15 protein-coding genes are annotated in these 18,226 nt (G+C 45.6%); 5 read left to right on the top strand and 10 right to left on the bottom strand.

What is annotated here, in order from left to right:
* Positions 1 to 4: 4 nt before the first annotated feature.
* Positions 5 to 985, top strand: a complete 981-nt coding sequence (locus AC3CHU_RS00445; RefSeq protein ID WP_171309424.1) for an alpha/beta fold hydrolase — start codon at positions 5 to 7, stop codon at positions 983 to 985.
* A gap of 215 nt (positions 986 to 1,200) precedes the next feature.
* Positions 1,201 to 2,028 (top strand): Cof-type HAD-IIB family hydrolase, encoded by an 828-nt coding sequence (locus AC3CHU_RS00440; protein ID WP_114634112.1) that lies wholly within the window; start codon positions 1,201 to 1,203, stop codon positions 2,026 to 2,028.
* Between the two features lie 87 nt (positions 2,029 to 2,115).
* Here the strand turns inward: AC3CHU_RS00440 and AC3CHU_RS00435 are convergent, their stop codons facing one another.
* Entirely contained in the window at positions 2,116 to 2,583 is a 468-nt protein-coding gene (locus AC3CHU_RS00435) for an EVE domain-containing protein (protein WP_017096078.1), read from the bottom strand.
* A 39-nt stretch (positions 2,584 to 2,622) separates the two neighbouring features.
* Between AC3CHU_RS00435 and AC3CHU_RS00430 the strand changes: the two genes are divergently transcribed.
* Positions 2,623 to 4,167 (top strand): COG3650 family protein, encoded by a 1,545-nt coding sequence (locus AC3CHU_RS00430; protein ID WP_488524930.1) that lies wholly within the window; start codon positions 2,623 to 2,625, stop codon positions 4,165 to 4,167.
* Positions 4,168 to 4,169: 2 nt separating this feature from the next.
* The gene (locus AC3CHU_RS00425; protein ID WP_488524929.1) at positions 4,170 to 4,766 is read left to right on the top strand and encodes a tRNA-uridine aminocarboxypropyltransferase; all 597 of its coding nucleotides are present in this window, start codon (positions 4,170 to 4,172) and stop codon (positions 4,764 to 4,766) included.
* Between the two features lie 180 nt (positions 4,767 to 4,946).
* On the opposite strand, the gene AC3CHU_RS00420 is transcribed toward AC3CHU_RS00425, so the two are convergent.
* The 8 genes from AC3CHU_RS00420 to lptM all read right to left on the bottom strand — a co-directional run bounded on the left by AC3CHU_RS00420 (position 4,947) and on the right by lptM (position 14,919).
* Positions 4,947 to 7,427 carry a bifunctional diguanylate cyclase/phosphodiesterase gene (locus tag AC3CHU_RS00420; protein ID WP_488525461.1) on the bottom strand — a complete coding sequence of 827 codons (2,481 nt, stop codon included), beginning with the start codon at positions 7,425 to 7,427 and terminating at the stop codon, positions 4,947 to 4,949.
* Between the two features lie 192 nt (positions 7,428 to 7,619).
* Complete coding sequence (locus AC3CHU_RS00415; protein ID WP_488524928.1) at positions 7,620 to 10,118, bottom strand: bifunctional diguanylate cyclase/phosphodiesterase; 2,499 nt, start codon at positions 10,116 to 10,118, stop codon at positions 7,620 to 7,622.
* Between the two features lie 170 nt (positions 10,119 to 10,288).
* Complete coding sequence (gene yigB / locus AC3CHU_RS00410; protein ID WP_171309429.1) at positions 10,289 to 11,005, bottom strand: 5-amino-6-(5-phospho-D-ribitylamino)uracil phosphatase YigB; 717 nt, start codon at positions 11,003 to 11,005, stop codon at positions 10,289 to 10,291.
* Positions 11,006 to 11,020: 15 nt separating this feature from the next.
* Entirely contained in the window at positions 11,021 to 11,953 is a 933-nt protein-coding gene (gene xerC, locus AC3CHU_RS00405; protein WP_171309430.1) for a tyrosine recombinase XerC, read from the bottom strand.
* Positions 11,922 to 12,620, bottom strand: coding sequence for a DUF484 family protein (locus AC3CHU_RS00400; protein ID WP_065205723.1), 699 nt, complete (start codon positions 12,618 to 12,620; stop codon positions 11,922 to 11,924). Before AC3CHU_RS00400 ends, xerC begins: the two co-directional genes overlap by 32 nt.
* 44 nt (positions 12,621 to 12,664) lie before the next feature.
* Positions 12,665 to 13,495: a diaminopimelate epimerase gene (gene dapF, locus AC3CHU_RS00395; RefSeq protein ID WP_004736615.1), complete on the bottom strand. Its 831-nt coding sequence runs from the start codon at positions 13,493 to 13,495 to the stop codon at positions 12,665 to 12,667.
* Positions 13,496 to 13,506: 11 nt separating this feature from the next.
* Complete coding sequence (lysA, locus tag AC3CHU_RS00390) at positions 13,507 to 14,760, bottom strand: diaminopimelate decarboxylase (RefSeq protein ID WP_004736616.1); 1,254 nt, start codon at positions 14,758 to 14,760, stop codon at positions 13,507 to 13,509.
* 42 nt (positions 14,761 to 14,802) lie between these two features.
* Entirely contained in the window at positions 14,803 to 14,919 is a 117-nt protein-coding gene (gene lptM, locus AC3CHU_RS00385) for an LPS translocon maturation chaperone LptM (protein WP_425336951.1), read from the bottom strand.
* Between the two features lie 75 nt (positions 14,920 to 14,994).
* On the opposite strand from lptM, the gene cyaY reads away from it, so the two are divergent.
* The gene (cyaY, locus tag AC3CHU_RS00380) at positions 14,995 to 15,309 is read left to right on the top strand and encodes an iron donor protein CyaY (protein ID WP_146458265.1); all 315 of its coding nucleotides are present in this window, start codon (positions 14,995 to 14,997) and stop codon (positions 15,307 to 15,309) included.
* Positions 15,310 to 15,377: 68 nt separating this feature from the next.
* Here the strand turns inward: cyaY and AC3CHU_RS00375 are convergent, their stop codons facing one another.
* Positions 15,378 to 17,906, bottom strand: a complete 2,529-nt coding sequence (locus tag AC3CHU_RS00375) for a class I adenylate cyclase (protein ID WP_017084846.1) — start codon at positions 17,904 to 17,906, stop codon at positions 15,378 to 15,380.
* Between the last annotated feature and the right edge of the window lie 320 nt (positions 17,907 to 18,226).

The following is an 18,226-nucleotide window of genomic DNA, read 5'->3' as shown; positions in this document are numbered from 1 at the left end:
TCCCATGGAAAACCACAGTGCCGCCCCATTTTCGTACACGCAAGAACCTGAGTTCGAGCAAGCGATTAAACACCCGATCCCTGCCCTTTGGCAACAACGTAAAGATGGGTATGTCACATCATCAGGTAAAAAGAAGCTGTACTGGTGTAGCCTAACCTCACCAATGCACACCAAAGCCATTGTTATTTCAAATGGCCGCATTGAGTGTTGCTTGAAATACCAAGAACTCTTTTATGATTTTTATCAGCAAGGCTATGACGTTTATTCATTTGACCACCAAGGTCAAGGCCAGTCGGAACGTATGGTAACAGACTCTGACATTGGTCACATTCATGAGTTTGATGATTACGCCTCAGACATGTCTGACGTCATTGCCAGTTTTGACCTAAGCCGATACTCCAATCGCTACCTACTGGCACATTCAATGGGCAGCACCATAGCTACTCGCTATCTACAAACTCACCCCGATCACCCGTTTGACAAAGTTACTCTGTGCGCTCCGATGTTTGGGATTAAGACTGAATGGTACTTCAAGCCCATCGCGATGGTTGTTGGGCAAGTACTCACCGCTTTCTATGCTAAGCCGACTTATGCCCCGGGGCAGCAAGCGTACTACTCTAAGCCCTTCGAAAATAACTTACTCAGCCACAGCAAGGTACGCTATCACTGGTTCCGTTGCTTGTATGACGGGTCCCCTTCTTTGCAGGTTGGCGGACCAAGCACTCGCTGGGTATGGCAAGGGTTAATGGCAGCGAAGCAGGCGATACAACAAACTCGTCAAATCAAGATCCCACTGTTATTGATTCAAGCTGGAGAAGAGAAGATTGTCAGCAACAGCGCTCAAGTGAAGTTCATCAATAAACTGAGGAAAACCAACTCAGCCTGCCAGTTTAAGGCCATTGAAGGGTCTAAGCATGAGGTGCTGTTTGAGAAAGACGAATATCGCAATCAAACACTGAATGCTATCAATCAGTTTTTTGCCTAGAGCTAATAAACTAATAAGCGAATAAGCGAATAAGCGAATAAGCTGAGTAACCGACCAAGAACATAAGTGCTAAAGAGGAAGAGAAGTAAGTGAGCTTTGCCCTCTTTTCTTGCATGAAATTGGCATACAATTTCTACCTAGAGATATTGTAGTTAAAACGATTCTAGCGTTGGCTAGCGTCGATATTGGTTAAGCATTTTTGCAATGAGGGTTAAATGAGTATTCCTGCACTAAAAGATTCCGTGAAAATTGTTGCTTCTGATTTAGATGGTACGCTTTTGGCTCCCAACCATCAGCTAAGCGACTTTACCAAGCTAACACTTAAGAAATTACACGACCAAGGTTATACCTTTATCTTTGCTACGGGTCGTCACCACGTCGATGTGGCGGGTATTCGTCAGATCGCAGGTATTCCGGCGTACATGATCACTTCAAACGGTGCACGCGTGCATGACCAGAACGATCAACTGATGTATAGCCAGAACGTGCCTCAGGAACTCGTTCAACCTGTTATCGATATTGTTCGCCAAGATCCAAATCTCTTTATTCACATGTACCAGAATGAAGATTGGCTATTGGACCGTGAAGACGAAATGCTGGCAAAATTCCACAGTGAGTCTGGCTTTAGCTACAAGCGCTTTGAAGCAGAAAATGCACCAAGCGAAGGTATTGCGAAAGTCTTTTTCACTCACCCAGAACAGGACCACGAATATCTCGTCACGTTTGAACAAAAGCTAAGAGATACTTTTGGCGACAAGCTGAACATCGCCTTTTCAACGCCTTGGTGTTTAGAAGTGATGGCCGCTGAAGTTTCTAAAGGCCATGCCTTAGACGCTGTTGCGAAGTCACTGAACCTGACACTGGATAACTGTATTGCCTTTGGTGACGGAATGAACGATGCCGAGATGCTGGCTATGGCAGGCAAAGGCTTAGTGATGGGTACATCGCATGAGAAAGTATTTAAAGCTTTGCCAGACAATGAAGTGATTGGCAGCAGCGCAGACGACGCCGTTGCGCACTACCTAGAAAAGCACCTGCTCTAACCTCATCTCGTCGAAGAGATCTGAATAAATAAAAAGGCAGCCAATGGCTGCCTTTTTTGAACCTTACGTAAAAAGTTCTCTCTAACGCTAACGAGAACCTAGCACTTCTTTGCTTAAGATCGCCTGCCACTCTTGCTCTGTAACCGGCATGATGGATAAGCGATTGCCCCGTTTAACCAACGGCATCTCTGCTAGCTCAGGCATCGCTTTAAGCGTTGCCAAAGGAATTAAGCGCTCAGTCACTCGCACAAACTCGACATCCACCATTATCCAACGTGGGTTGTCTGGCGAAGACTTGGCATCGTAGTAATCACTTTCTGGATCGAATTGAAAATGGTCTGGGTAGGCTTCTCTGGTTACTTTAGCGATCCCCGCGACGCCCACTTTTTTACATGATGAATGGTATATCATCACCAGGTCTCCAAGCTTAACGTCATCGCGCATCATGTTTCGAGCCTGATAGTTGCGTACACCCTCCCAACAAGAGGTTTTTTGTACTCTCAGAGTCTGAATAGAGAAGGTGTCAGGTTCTGTTTTAAATAACCAATATGCCATAATAAATCCAATTAACGGTTGCTCCGAGGAAGATATAACATGAAGGTAATGAAAAACCCAGTGACATGGCTAGTCGCATTCGCTCTACAAGGCTGTGTCACAGCACCAGATTCCCCCCAAAAGCCAGAACTACCACCAGCAACCTTGGATGAGCCACTAAGCATTCAACCGCAAACCTTCATCATGCGTGGCCAGGTGGTGGTTGGCCATGAAAGCCGAACCTTCACCCCTTGCGGTAGCCAACAACAATACTGGTTAGATTTAACGCCAGAACTCGCATTAGAAGCGCAAGGGCTCTCAACGAGACCTTACCAAGCCTTATACGGCGAGCTGATTGGTCATCTAACCGTACCGAGCCAAACAGGGTATAACGCAGATTTCACGGCACGTTTCGTGGTTGATCAAGTGAATATCCTCACCGCAGAAAACCCTGATCGTTGTGACCAACCCCTGCGTTCAACACGTGTATTCGGCAATGAACCTTTCTGGTCAGCAAACTTCGATAAGGACCAGCTCAAATACACTAAGATGGGCGAGCAGCCACAGATCCTCGATATTGAATCAAGCCGCACCACACCAAGCAGTCGTGATTACCAATTAGAAGGTAAAGCAGCGCAAGGCAAACTCAACCTTACAAAAGAGAGTTGCAGCGACGGCATGAGCGATTCTATCTATGGATGGCATGCCAAGCTTAACCTCAATGACAGTAACTATAATGGCTGTGCAACGGTCTCTAACCAAGATCCAACATTGGACTGGAGCGGACTCTACTTCGCTAGCTCAACGCAGAACACTGGATTCTCTATCAACCTTGAGCTCAACGATGACCACAGCGCCATTACGACATACTCGTACAGCAATGGCGACCCCTCTATTGTTGAACAAGGCTTCTGGCAGCAACTGAACCAAAATCAGGTACAAGTGGTTATGACTCGCCACCAGCAACAATATTTAATCTCCGAGCGCATCTTCACGCTCGATAACGGCAAGCTGGTCGCTGAAAAAGAGAAAGTGGGCAACGTTGTCTACCCGATAGCCAATGGCGGTCTGGTGCTATTCGAAGCTAAGAATGCACAAGCGCAAGTAAACACCACCGCTAACGTTGATCTAACCGCAAAGCAGGTGAACTCCAGTGATCAACTTGATCAAAAAGTCGACCAAGCGATCCGTGAGTATTTTAAGATCAACAACAGCTCACCTGACGATACCAAGTACCGCTGGTTAACCTACGACTTAAATGGCGATGGTAAGGAAGAACTGTTTGCCCAGCTCGATTGGTGTGGCTCTGGTGGCTGTACACTGCTTATTTTTGAAAATCATCAAGATAACTGGCGCTTCAATAGTCGAGTGACATTGGTTAAGGGCGACATACGCTTAGGCAAATCACAAAACCACGGTTGGCAAGATCTGATCTTCAATGTCAGCGGCGGCGGTGCAACACCTGCGAAGCACACACTGTCTTACACCGGTGTTAGCTACCCACTCAACCCAAGTGTCGCTCCAGTTGCAGATGATGCTGATATCAGCGATGTGGTTTTGTTCGCTGATGGTGTATCACCTGCACAAAGTGGAGTTAAGCTGTAAAGATGAGTAACCAACAAGCTTGCCATGGTTGTGGCTTCACTCACCAGTGCGTTTGTCATCTAATACCGACGGTTGAAAGCCAAACCGATCTTGTACTACTGACTCATGAGAATGAGCTGTCGCGAGACACCAACACCGGAAAGTTGCTTGAGCAATCCCTTGAGCAGTGTCAGTCCTTGATATGGCAAAGGAAAACACCACCAGCCGAGCTAATGGCACTGCTTGAAGATGAAACACGACAACCGTTTCTTTTATTCCCGAGTGATAAAAGCATTGAGTGCCAGCAAGCTGTAATGACCCAAGCCCAGAATCGTAAGCCGCTATTCATCATCTTGGATGGCACATGGCAAGAAGCGAAGAAGATGCTTAACAAGAGCTCGTGGTTACAAGCTGTCCCACAAGTTCACCTCGACATCACCAGCGAATCCTCTTACACCTTGCGCCGCAATCAAGACAGGGGCCATCTGTGTACTTGCGAAGTGGGCATTGAGTTACTCAAGTCTTTAGGTGAAAGCGAACCTGCCAAACTGATTGATGACTACTACCAACAGTATCTAAAAGTATTCCACGCCGACAAATGTGGCCACGCTCTCAAATAGATCAAGCAGGAGCGTAGGAAGGCAATAAGCACATTTCAGGGCGGGACAGATACTAAAAACAAAAAGGGTGAGCCGTAAGCTCACCCTTTTCACATCGTACTTTAATCTATTGAACCATTTAGTGTTTCACGTGAAACGCACACGCTGGCTGTTCGCTGAAAAGAGATTTTACTCTCCCTATCAGAATAAGCGCTGAGGTTGGCCGAAGTAGTAACCCTGCAGGTAATCGACACCCATATCCTCTGCGATTCGACACACCTGTTCGTTATGAACAAATTCAGCCACCGTCTTAGCATTCAGAATCTGACATAAGCTCACCAGCTGTTGCGCTATCTTGCGTTGCTTTTTATCCTTATCGATATTGCGAATTAAACTGCCATCAAGCTTTATCACTTGTGGTTCCAGTTTCAAGATCTCATCAATGTTCGAATAGCCTGAACCAAAGTCATCGACAATAATATTCACACCAAGATCTCGGAAGTGATTACACACCTCGATCAAGCGACCGTAATCCTGAATTTGTTCCGTTTCTAACACCTCTAAGCCAATACGCTGTGGGTGACTGATTTTTTTGATGGCTTGTTCAAGGTGAAGAATGGTTTTCTCATTGTTGAAATCTTGTGGTGCTAAGTTAATTGAGAACGAATCGGTTCGCTGACTCATAAAATCAAAGGTACGCGTTATCATCTGGCGACTTAAACGCGTATAGAGATGAGTTCCTTCAATGATTGGCAAGAACTTACCCGGCGCAATCAACTGACCATCCTCTTCAATTCGAACTAAGCACTCATAGCTTTCTACCTGATGGCTATGCGCCGATACAATAGGTTGCGAGCAAGCAACAATATTTTGGTTGAGCACCGCGCGGCTGACACACGATAGCCAACCGAGTTGTTCTTGGCGATGCTTCTCTAATTGGATTAACGCCTTGGCACTCACCAGATGTTTATTCTGACTCACCGCGCTGCGTCGAGCTTCAATCGCTTTCAGTAATAAATCATCAATGGAGGTCGTAGGGAAATCGCGACGACTCGCGACACCTGCGCAGACCGAAACCGAAAGATAATCGATATCGGGTAGCCCCATCGGCTCAAAATTAACATGCTCGGTTTGATCTGAAAATTCAGAGAAACGCTGATGAATGTGTTCTTGGCTGGCCCAACTATCAAACACCACCGCCCACTCACCAATACCAATACTGTAGAGCTGGCAACCCTCATCAAAAAACTGCCACAGTGCTTTCTGAAAGTACTCACTCAGATCATGCAGAAGTTTGTCACCTACTCGATAACCATACTTCTCATTGATTTGACCAAATGTGGTGACCTTCAAAGCCAATAAATGACTGTCAGAGCTCATTTGTGACAGCTTCTCACGCAGTACACTTCTATTGGGTAACCCAGTGCGACGATCAATTCGGTAGCTCGCCGTCAATGCAGTCGCTTGCTGCTGAATCTTACTCGCCATGCTATTGTTCATGTCATCAACATCAAGCAGTGCATTTCGAATCAATGAAAACAGAGGCGATATGTTGGTCGTGGGTTGTGTCTCTAATGGCTGTACAGCCTTGCCTTCACCTTCTCTAAGCGCGAGATAAGTGAGGCTATGATGCAGGATTCGTTGTTGGCCACGATCTTGATAGAGTTCTCCCATGCAGTATACTCCATAGGTGTCTGCGAGCGTCTGGAAGACCTCTACTTCTTGGTTACCATCAATAAAATCGATACGAGAGGTGCAGTTGTAGATAAAAAACTGCTCCGGTTTATGAGAGGCAATCTGTTGTACACCGAGTCGGATCTGCTCCAAGGTCAGTGAAGGATGGTCGTAACAAAACCTGACCTCATCACCAATCTGAAAATGACCACTAAATTCTATCTCTCCACATTCTCTCACCTTGAGTGGCAAGTGAATATTTTGCTCTTTCGGGTCGCCGACCATCAAGGGGAAATTATGCAGTTGCTCGAAAGGTACTTCGAGGCCATCAGCAAGGTAGCGATTATAAAGATCGCGAACAGGCATACCATCCAATTCAGCCAACCGGTTATCTTGAGCACCAGTGACACGAAAGGTGCGGCCAATAGGGTTCCACTCGGTGTAATAACCCTTGGTGGTTACGAGCTCGACACTGTGCAACGCCAACATCACATAAGCATTCTCATAGCAAATGCCGTCTAGCATTACCCATCGCCCATTATCTGTGATGGTCGATGCACCGCCACAAATAGGCAATGAATATCTCGATTGTTCAAACGCTGAAAATAAGTCGCGGTTGTTTATCTGCAAGCGATCGGCGAAACAGATGATATTTTGAGTATTGGTATTACACTCAAGCTGCTGCCACATCGATTGACTATCTAATAGTGGTTGCTTGCTGTATTCGACAACGCCACAAGTGTAAGAGGTCGCATCGAAGCGAGTGACAATAAGATAGAGACCTTGATGCAGGATGACGCCTTGGCTGATGTAGTGGTTTGCACTACAGCCAATCAGCCTAGCATTAGGGAAAGTCGCTTGAATCACTTGGCAGGCAGCCAAAACCGAACCTTTCTCGAAAGAAGAAAACACCTGAATCAGTAGGTCTTCATGTTGATGAAAATCTATCTTTTGCAATTCACGCTGGGTTTGCTCTATATCTTGTATCAGGAGAGAGGTCGATTGCATATTCACATTAATCGTTACGTTAATGATTGGTTATTGTGCTTATTATAGATAAGGCTTGCACGGAATACTTACGATCGTCTTATAAATAATGTGACGTTAGTTAGACATCATTGATTCCACCCAAAACAGTCACCAATAGCGGCAGAACACTTTTTAAAGCAAGTCACAATAGGATACGGAAAGCTTTAACAACTAAAACAGTCGCTTAGGCTCACCAAAGTAGTAACCCTGCAGATAATCGACACCCATTTGCTCTGCTATCTCACAAACCTGTTGGTTATGGACAAATTCAGCGACGGTTTGCGCATTAAACACCTGGCATAAGCGAACCAACTGAGAGGCGATATTTCTTTGTTTTTGGTCTTTGTCGATGTTGCGAATCAGACTACCGTCGAGCTTGATAATCTGCGGCTCAAGCTTAATGATCTCATCAATATTGGAATAGCCAGACCCAAAGTCATCAACAATGATTCTCGCCCCAAGAGCACGGAAGTGATCACACACCTCAATCATACGACCGTAATCTTTAATCTGCTCAGACTCAAGAACCTCTAGGCCAAGTCGAGTGGGATCGTTCATAGCACTGATGGCGGTCTCGAGTACCTCAAGCGTCTTGTCGCTCAACAAATCTTGTGGGGATAGATTGATAGAAAATGAGCTTTGCTTATCCGCCATATAACCAATGGTGTTCTTAATCATGTGTCGGCTGAGGCGAGTGTAAAGGTGCGTGTCGGCAATGATAGGCAAGAACTTACCTGGTGGCACAATGGTACCGTCTGACTCCATGATTCTGACCAGGCACTCTTGGCCAATCATTTCGTGAGTACCGGACGCCACAATTGGCTGGGAATAAGTGATGATGTTCTGATCTAAAATCGCACGACTTACACAGCTCAGCCAGCCGAGTTGCTCTTTACGATCTTCTTCACTCACCTGAATGTCTTTAGCATTGGTGATGTGAGTGTTATTCCTGACCCCATAACGTCGAGCTTCGATCGCTTTCAATAAGATCTCATCACCACTATCAGTTAGGAAGTCGCAACGACTAGCGAAGCCGCCACACAGAGAAACTGACAGATAATCAATATCAGCCAAGCCATACGGCTCAAAATTGATGTGCTCAATATCATCAGCAAACTCAACGAAACGTTGTTCTATCTTATCGCAGCCAACATTGGCGTTAAAAATGATCGCCCATTCACCGATACCAATGCTGAACAGCTCTACTTTCACCTGAGATTCTTTAGCCACACTAAGGTGTAATCGCTCGACAAAATGATTAGACAGATCAAGTAACAGCTGGTCACCCACTTGGTAACCATACTTCTCGTTAACTTGATGGAAATTAGTCAGCTTTAACGTCAGTAAGTGCTCACTGAAGAGAATCGTATTGAGGCGCTCTTTTAACACGATACGGTTGGGCAACCCGGTGCGGGAATCAATACGGTAGCTTTCGGTTAAACGACGCGCCTGTTGATGAAGTTTTTTCTCCATCTGCGTGTTCATACTGTCGAGATCAGCCACCGCATTTCTGACGAGATTAAGCAGTGGCGATACCGTTGAGTCACGCTGGAAATCATCACAACGAAACTCATTAATCTCGTCCGACTCTCTCATCGCAATATAGGTGAGGCTGTGATGCAGTATCTCTTGGCGATCGTCGTTGCGGTATAGCTCACCCATGCAGTATGCGCCGCACGCGTTTACTATCCCCTCAAATGGCTTGAGCTCAAGTTTACTGTCGATAAATTCAAGTCGAGAGACGCAGTTATAGATGATCACCGATTCCGGCTGATGCATGGCAAGCATCTCAGCGCCGTGACGCACTTTTTCTGCGGTCAAAGAAGGATGGTTATAACAAAACTGTGCCTCTTCGCCGACATGCCAAGGACTATCAAACTCGATACTGCCATCATCATTAATACGCAGCGGTGTCGATATGCCCTTCTTTCTGCCAAGCTCTCGATAAAGCGGAAAGCTCATCAGCTGACTGAAAGGGAGATCTTTACCATCAGCAAGATAATGTTTGAATACGTCGATAGCCGGCTTGTCGTTCAACGCGTATAAGCGATTTCCGACTGCATGTGTGACTCGTAGCTTCATCCCGATCGGGTTCCACTCAGAATAGGCATCTGACCAAACCTTCAATCTGGGGTTAGTCAGAGCCACCGCCACACAAGCGTGTTGGTAGGTCTGTTCATTATGCATAACCCAACGCCCGTATTCATTCTCATGACACAAGCCACCAGCAACAGGCAATGTATAGGGTAGGTTTTCAAAGGCGCTATAGATAGGGTAATCACGACCTTCAACCTGATCGCATAGGCTGATGACCGTTTTCGCATCTTTCGAGAGATCTAGTTGAGAAGCGAGCTCTTGGCTGTCTTGGTTTGGGTTGCCTGTAAAAGGCTGAACCGCGGAGGTTAAACGGGTTTCATTAAACTCACTGATAATGATTAAGGTACAACGACTCTCAAGACAATTGTCACAGATAACATGACGAGCACTCTGGCCAATTAAGGTGGCATTTCTTAGGCGATTGAGAGCAACACTCGCGATTCGACGAGCCATATCAGAAGATTGGGTAGAGAAAAGTTGAATAAGATATTGTTTGCTGTCACACCACTCTCGCTGATCAAATTGAGATTTAAATAGCTCCTCAGTATTTGCGAGAAATGTAAATGTTTGCATGCCAACCCTTGATCGAAATAGAGTGAAGTGAAGAACCCGCAACCACTGCTATGACTGAAATGAATCGATAAAAAGTAGTCGCCAATTATCCTAGCCTAAACAGGCATTTAATTGCGACTAATGTAACAATTCAATATCATAAATGCGACACAATAAGCTTACAGAGGTCTTTAAATTAGTCGCATGAGATCGCTAAGTTGCTCTATTTCAACATCAGGCAGCACACTCGCCTTCGAAGAGAGGTATAAATTGGAACCAATGTCATTAAACCAGCATGCTTGGAAGCCATTTTGCTTAGCTCCGTAAACATCCGTTCTCAGATGGTCACCCACATGAAGAATGTTGATGGCATCAACATCTAAGTATTGTTGCGCTTTATCAAACATATCTGGGTAAGGTTTTGCTCTACCGTTTGGGCCAGCTTTAAGGATTAGTTGAAAATACTGCCCTAAACCAATTTTATGTGGATCGACATTGCCATTGGTAATCGCAACCAAAGGAATGCGTTGGCTAAGTTCTGCCATCACTCGATGCGTTTCTTGAGGGACATCGACTTGATTGCGCAACCACAAAGCATGTTCTATCCCCTCACGAGCCGCCTGTTCAGCTTGCTGCTGAGAGTAGCCCAACTGCAGTAAGCCACTCTTAATCTGTGTTTCACGCCAAACGGTAACATCATGCTTTAAAGCTGGGTTTTCAGAGGCGACTTGCTGCTTAATGCCCTGCCACTCTTCAAGCGATAAAGAAGCCGACACTGGGTGCTTTTGGTAAAGCCACTGCGCCATCTCTTTTTCTACCATCATGATCACAGGCCAGTTGTCATACAGGGTGTCATCCAAGTCAAAGGTCATGGCTTTGATGGACTTTAACCCTCGATAAATTCGCATAGTAAAACCTTTAATCTATTCTTTATTCTTCTTACGTGCTCTTGGGTGAGCTTGATCGTAAGCTTGTGCTAAGTGTTGAAAGTCCAAGTGGGTGTAAATTTGGGTGGTTGAGATGTTTTCATGCCCAAGTAATTCTTGGACAGCTCTCAGATTTTGGCTCGATTCAAGCACGTGAGTTGCAAAGGAGTGACGCAGTTTATGCGGGCTAATATGACTCGCGACGGATTGCTTCTTACCCCACTCTTCCATGCGCTTTTGCACACTGCGATGAGAGATCCGGGTCCCTAACTTGGACACAAACAGGGCCTTTTCTCCCGGAGAAGCAAGATCACCGCGCACTTTGAGCCATTTATCGACCCACTCTTTAGCCAGTCCTGAAAACGGTGCTTTGCGTTCTTTGTCGCCCTTACCAATCACTCGGATTTCGCCTTGCCGGCCCAGCACATCTTTAAGATTGATGCCAACCAGTTCAGCGAGACGTAAACCTGCACCATACATCACCTCCATCATCGCTCGATCACGAATCGATAATGGATCGTCTTCATTCACGTCAAGCAACTGTCCGACTTCATCGACATCGAGATTTTTAGGTAAAGGACGCTGTTTGCGAGGTGCAGAAACCCCTTTGGCTGGATTTGCAGTCATTTCGCCACGTAACACAAGGAAATCAAAGAAGCTGCGTAGTGACGATAAGCGCGTCGCGATACTGCTCGCTTTCATTCCTTCTCGCATGCCTTTACTGGCAAGTTGTCTTACCCACGCCGCGTCTACTTGGCCCCAATCTTTCAGTCCAAGTGTGACCAAATGAGAAGCCATAGTTTCAAGTTGTTGTTTGTAATTACGTTGGGTGTGCAGGCTGAGTCCCTTCTCGCTTCTGAGATATTCATAGAAGCGAGAAAGTGGCTTTTGAAGGCTGTTAGGAAGAGGTATTTTGGGCTCTAGGCTCATTATTTATCTGCCAAGGTAAGGTGTCCGCCAAATGAGACACAACAAGTGCTAAATGGCGTAAAAATAGCGTATCCATATGAGGTTGGAAATGTCCGCCATCTTCACTAGAAAAGGCAAGCAAACCCAATGGAGACTGCTTAGCAAGTGGTAGTACTACATAAGAGCCTAGCTCTGGAACTTGGAAATCACCAAACAAATCGTGTCTGTCGGCTTTTCTCAAGCGTCCTAGATAAGCATCTTTACCATTGAAATGGTTGAGCGAAAACTTCGAATAGCGGTCTTCACTCAGCTTATAAAAGCCAGGTTGCGAGAGAATTCGTACATGGGCCTTCAACCCTAAATCTAACGCTTTTTGTTCAACAGCCTTGATAACCTGCATAAAGTCACTGCATTTCAGCACGTGAGCTTGCAGATCCATAAATTCATAGAAGGTTTTATCGTTATTCGCTGCCAACGACATCAAGCCAGTGATTTCTTCCTCTAGCTCTTCGATTCGGTGGCGTTGGCGTTTAAGCTGAACCTCCACCAGAGAAACAGCACCCTGCTCAACATTATTGATAGCAAGGCGATCAACCAAACCTTTCCTGTCTTGGAAAAAATCTGGGTTATCACGTAAATATTCCGCGACCACTTCTGCGGTGAGTGCGTCGGCTTGAACGTAAGACAAAACCTATCCTTTATTTTTATGAATCTATTGGTTATGAATGTTTATTAGCAAGAAAGTTGACCATCAAACACATGGGTTGCCGGGCCAGTCATAAACAGAGGTTTACCCGGACCTTGCCAACTAATCTGCAAATCACCACCAGGTAGACGAACTTTCACGTTCTCAGCCAGCAAACCTTGATTGATACCAACCGCAACCGCGCCACATGCACCGCTGCCACACGCCTGAGTTTCACCCGCACCGCGTTCATAAACACGCAAGCGAACCTCTTCACGGTTAATCACTTGCATAAAGCCAGCATTAACACGCTCAGGGAAGCGTTCATGTGATTCAAGAAGCGGACCTAAGGTCTCCACATCTGCAGTATCGACATCATCAACAACGGTAACCACGTGCGGGTTACCCATACTTACGGCACCACAGAACAAGGTATGTACATCCGTTCTTAAGATATACGTCTTCTCAGGCTGCTTTGCCTTGAATGGGATTTTGCCAGGTTCAAACTCAGGAATGCCCATGTTGACAGTGATCTGGTCATTGTCTTCAATCTTGAGAACCATTTTTCCTTTCTTGGTGCTCACGTTGATGCTGTACTTATTCGTTAAGCCTTTCATGCGAACGAATCGAGCAAAACAACGCGCACCATTGCCACACTGCTCCACCTCACTGCCATCCGCATTGAATATGCGATAATGGAAGTCAGTTTCTGGATCATAGGGAGCCTCAACCACAAGTAGCTGATCAAAGCCCACACCAGTGTGACGATCCGCCAAACGACGGATCAAATCTGGAGAAAAGAAAATATTTTGAGTAATGCAGTCCACGACCATGAAATCATTGCCCAAACCATGCATTTTAGAAAAGTGGAAGTGCATAACGCTTAAAATTACTCCGGAAGAATGTTTTCAAGTTCCCACAGACTCGTAAGCTCTTCACGCTGACGAACCAAGTGAGTTTTATCGCCATCAACCATCACTTCAGCCGCACGCGAACGAGTGTTGTAGTTAGATGACATAGCGAAGCCATAAGCACCAGCAGAACGAACGGCCAGTAGATCGCCTTCTTCAAGAACAAGGTCACGATCCTTACCTAGGAAGTCACCCGTCTCACAGATAGGGCCAACCAAGTCGTAAGTCACCGCTTCACCCTGACGCGGGCTCACTGGCACAATATCCTGCCAAGCTTGGTAAAGTGCCGGGCGCATCAGATCGTTCATTGCCGCATCGATGATGGCAAAGTTCTTATGCTCTGTTGGCTTCAGGAACTCGACTTTCGTTAATAATACACCAGCGTTCGCAGCAATCGCTCTTCCAGGCTCGAAAATCAACTCTAGATCAGAATGATTGTCTAGACGAGCCAACAAAGCCTTCGCGTAATCTGAAGGTTGTGGTGGTAATTCATCTCGGTAAACCACGCCCAAACCGCCACCAACATCAAGGTGCTTGATGTTGATATCATTGGCACGTAGTTGGTCGATCAGTGCAAGCAGACGATCAGTGGCATCGATAAAAGGTTCGATATCCGTTAATTGGGAACCGATGTGGCAATCAATACCGTGGATAGACAAGTTATCGAGTGTTTTTGCAAACGCATAAACTGCAGGAGCACGGTCGAAGGCAATGCCGAACTTGTTATCACGCAGACCCGTAGAAATGTAAGGGTGAGTGTTCGCATCAACATCAGGGTTGATACGCAGTGAAATCGGCGCTTTAACACCAAGCTCACCAGCCACTTTATTCAGTCGCTCCAGTTCTGGCTCAGACTCTACGTTGAAACATTTAATGTTCAACTCAAGCGCACGCTTCATTTCTGCGGCTGTTTTGCCAACACCAGAAAACACAACTTTAGCCGGATCGCCACCCGCAGCAACCACACGCTCTAGCTCACCGCCAGAAACGATGTCGAAACCTGAGCCCATGCGAGCCAAAGTATTCAACACGCCAAGGTTCGAGTTAGCTTTAACGGCATAACACACCAAGTGTGGATGCTCACCAACCGATGAATCAAACGCATTCCAATGGCGTTCTAATGTTGCACGAGAATATACGTACAACGGAGTACCATATTGCTCTGCTAGTTGTGAAAGTGCGACGTCCTCAGCCCAAAGCTGGCCATCTTCCTGATAGTTGAAGTAATCCAAAGTTCTTATCCCTTATAAATAACGATTTCTGCGTGTTTTCACTTATTCTGATTGTTCAGTTTGCTGTACTGCATCAGGATCGTACAACGGACCTGTTTGACCACAACCAGAAAGTCCAATAACGGACACCATAAACAGAGCGGTAATTAATTTTTTCATTTTGCATATCGTGATTATTAACTCAATGCCCCCTATAATCGCACCACACTCAGGAAAAGCAATAGGATAGAAAGGATGAACGAGACTGAATTTCATCAACTGGTCGATATACAGATGCAAAACATCGAAGAAGCTATCGATGAATCAGAGGCAGATATTGATTACGAAGTGACTGGTAACGTAATGACGCTGGAGTTTGAGAACCGCAGCCAAATCATTATCAACCGCCAAGAACCAATGAAAGAAATCTGGTTAGCGTCTAAATCTGGTGGTTTTCACTTCAAGCTAGTTGATGACAAATGGACATGCTCAAAGACGGGTATGGAATTGTTTGAGATGGTCAAAGAAGAATGCGAAAAACACGCAGATGAAGAGATCAATTGGATCTAATTATTGGTAAAAAACAAAAAGGAGTGAATCAATCACTCCTTTCTTAATATCAATTATCGAGAATAAGCCTAGATGTTGACTATCTTTGAGCTCCGAGAAGCTAAAGTCGCATCGTTACGGTAAGGCACCACATAAGAGTTACCTTCTTCAGGATGAACGATTTGGTAGTACTGAGGTAGATTGAAATTAATCAACTTAGACGACACCTTCGACTCATCTTTTACTGAAGTGTAGAAAGAATTCACGCTCGCGATCATCTCATCTTTTTCACCGCTGTATTGGTGATACACCTCAACTTGATTCGACTCGTCCAATACATAAATATTGAAACCTTTATCGGTATCCTCAAAGAAAAATTGAATTAAACCTTCACTCGCAAAACCATCAACCACTTCTGGTAACTGATACTCTTGCTCTTTATCGAGCATCAGTAAAGGTGAGCCCTTCAGCTTATTCGTCGAGATACTACGATAGAAATCGACCGAGTTTTCCAGCATCTGCACCGAAACGCCTCGACGTTCAAAAAACAGGCCAAACATCTTGTTGGCTAAGCGAATAGCTTTAAAACGGCGGCGTTTCTCTGGCTCAATCGGTTTCAAGCGTAAGTCGATACACTCAGCAAGCAGTTGATACACCATATTACGCATCACACCACGCAGGTTTTTGCTGTAACAGAACACATCGACCGATTCTGGCGGTAAAGCATCTTGGTGCATTTTACCAAGTACCGTCTTCAACGCGTCGAGCATTGCAGTATCACCTTGGAAATGAAGCGTACGTACTTCATGCCAAGAGTTACGATAAACCAGATCAACACTTCCGACTAAACTCTTACCCTCTTCACCAAAACTGAAGATATCGGCGTTCTTAAGATCAACCTTCAACGCACGACCACTTAATTCAGAAGTTGGGTCACTTTCAAAATTGATGAACATCGCTAGCTGGCTTATTTCACACGGGCTCGCCAGTGCTTGCATGCTCGGGCGGCGCTTACGTAAAGAGAAAGTATTGCGCAGATCGCTCACCATTTGATAGAACTTATCGATATCAATCTGAGCATCACGTACCACAGAGTGCAAACGCGTCGACTCTGTAATCAAGCCATTAAAGAATGACCAAGCAACCAGTTTACTCAAGTACTCATGGTGCTCAAGTGAAGGCTGACCAAGAATACGATGCGCTACCAGTGGCTGCTTATACAAGTACCAACCGGCTTTATTCGACTGACCCTGACGAACTTCGATGAAGCTCAAGTCTGGTTCATGAAGATCAGGAGAGATTTGTGGGTTCAGTAGTGTCACTTTACCCGGCAACACCTCAAACGCAGCGTAAAGCTTACGAGCCAAGATACTAATATCTTGTGGGCTGATTGCCGAAGTGATGTCGTTACGACGCGCAAATTGAATCAGATTGCGGTAGCTCAGCATCAAGGCATCAAGCAGTGCATGGTGTACCACTTTAACCTGCTCTACCTTCCAGTTACGGCGGTTATCGAGCTCAGCAATGGTTTCATGTCCCCAATTCCAAGACTTAGTCATCTCAGTTAAGGCCTCACGACGCCACGCAACAGAACCAATGCCCGCATCTCGTGACAACTTCTCGTGGGTCTTAAGGTAGAAACAACGTCTCACCAAGTCCAATCGAGTGTGGTCGTTAATGCGTTCTAGATAGCGCGTTACCTTCTCAAGCATCAGATAATAGCTATCCATGCCATACAGATCCGGTTCATCCGCGAAGAAGCGACGCTTGGTATCAATACTAAGCAGTTGGGTGTTTGGGTATTCCCATGAATAAGCTTCTAACAGGATCGCCTTCAAAACCGATTTATACGGTGAGTCGATACTCTTATAAAGCTGCCACAGGTTTGAACCAAAGTACTCTTCAGCAGGGATGCGGTTCAGCTTGCCGAAATCGATCCACTGCGAGCAATCAAGATAACCATCCTGACACAGGCCTTGGACATACTCGTCGTAACACTCTTCCATTTCTGGCGGAATTATTTGCCACAACAAACGCTGGCCAGCCAAACGAACGGCAGAGCGATAGAACTCATCAAGCAGTAATAAGTGCTGTGAAGAACCACAGTTATCACCGGTCATCTCTTCAGAATGGTTTGAGCGGAAACGCTGTTCATCCATCAAGAAGAAGTTAGCTTCAACCCCTAAGGTTTCAGCCCAGTCGGTAATCAACAGACATTTGTTGGTAAGGCTGTCGCGAGATGCGCCATCCATATCCGGAGAAACACACACCCAGATATCGAGATCACTTGAAGTGCTTTGGCCAATAGAAGAAGTACTGCCCATGGTGTACAAGCCCAGGATTGCCGGTTCAGCAGCCTCGGTGAGTTTTCCACCCAGCGTTAATTCGGTATCAGAGACAAATTGCTTTTGGAATTCATTAGGCGTGAAGCTGCGAATTCCAAAAGGAACTTGTTGGTCATAATAACCAGGCATCATGGGATGATTGAAGTGAAGTAGTGCAGGAATAAGGTTGAAAACTCGCTGGCCTTGGACATTCATCAACGCCAACGCACGATCAATGCGCTGCTGATTAAGATTGTCTAATCGTTGAATCAAAGTCTGAGTGTAAGCCTGCAAGGTAAGTCCTTGGTTTGAGATTAAATGCACTTCTGTTTAGTTACTGAACGAAAGGAGCAACAAAACGTGATCAATTTAACACTTTTACCCTTAATGGTAAAGCAAAGGAACCTGTCATACTGGCCAATGCCTTGATGACAAAAAGTTAAACTCACGGCGCCGTAGTGTCCTCTTTATTACCTATTTCTAATAATAGCCCATGTTTCAAATGAGATACCAATCACACTATTTTGGTGAACTCATGAAAATCCCTCAGCTATCAAAGCATGGAATGATCAAACAGTAAGAATTTTCGCCTCACAATGGTAGGATTAGCCTAT

The organism is Vibrio sp. QJM3NY_39, assembly GCF_057785895.1.
This window is presented reverse-complemented; position numbering and strand designations above follow the sequence as displayed.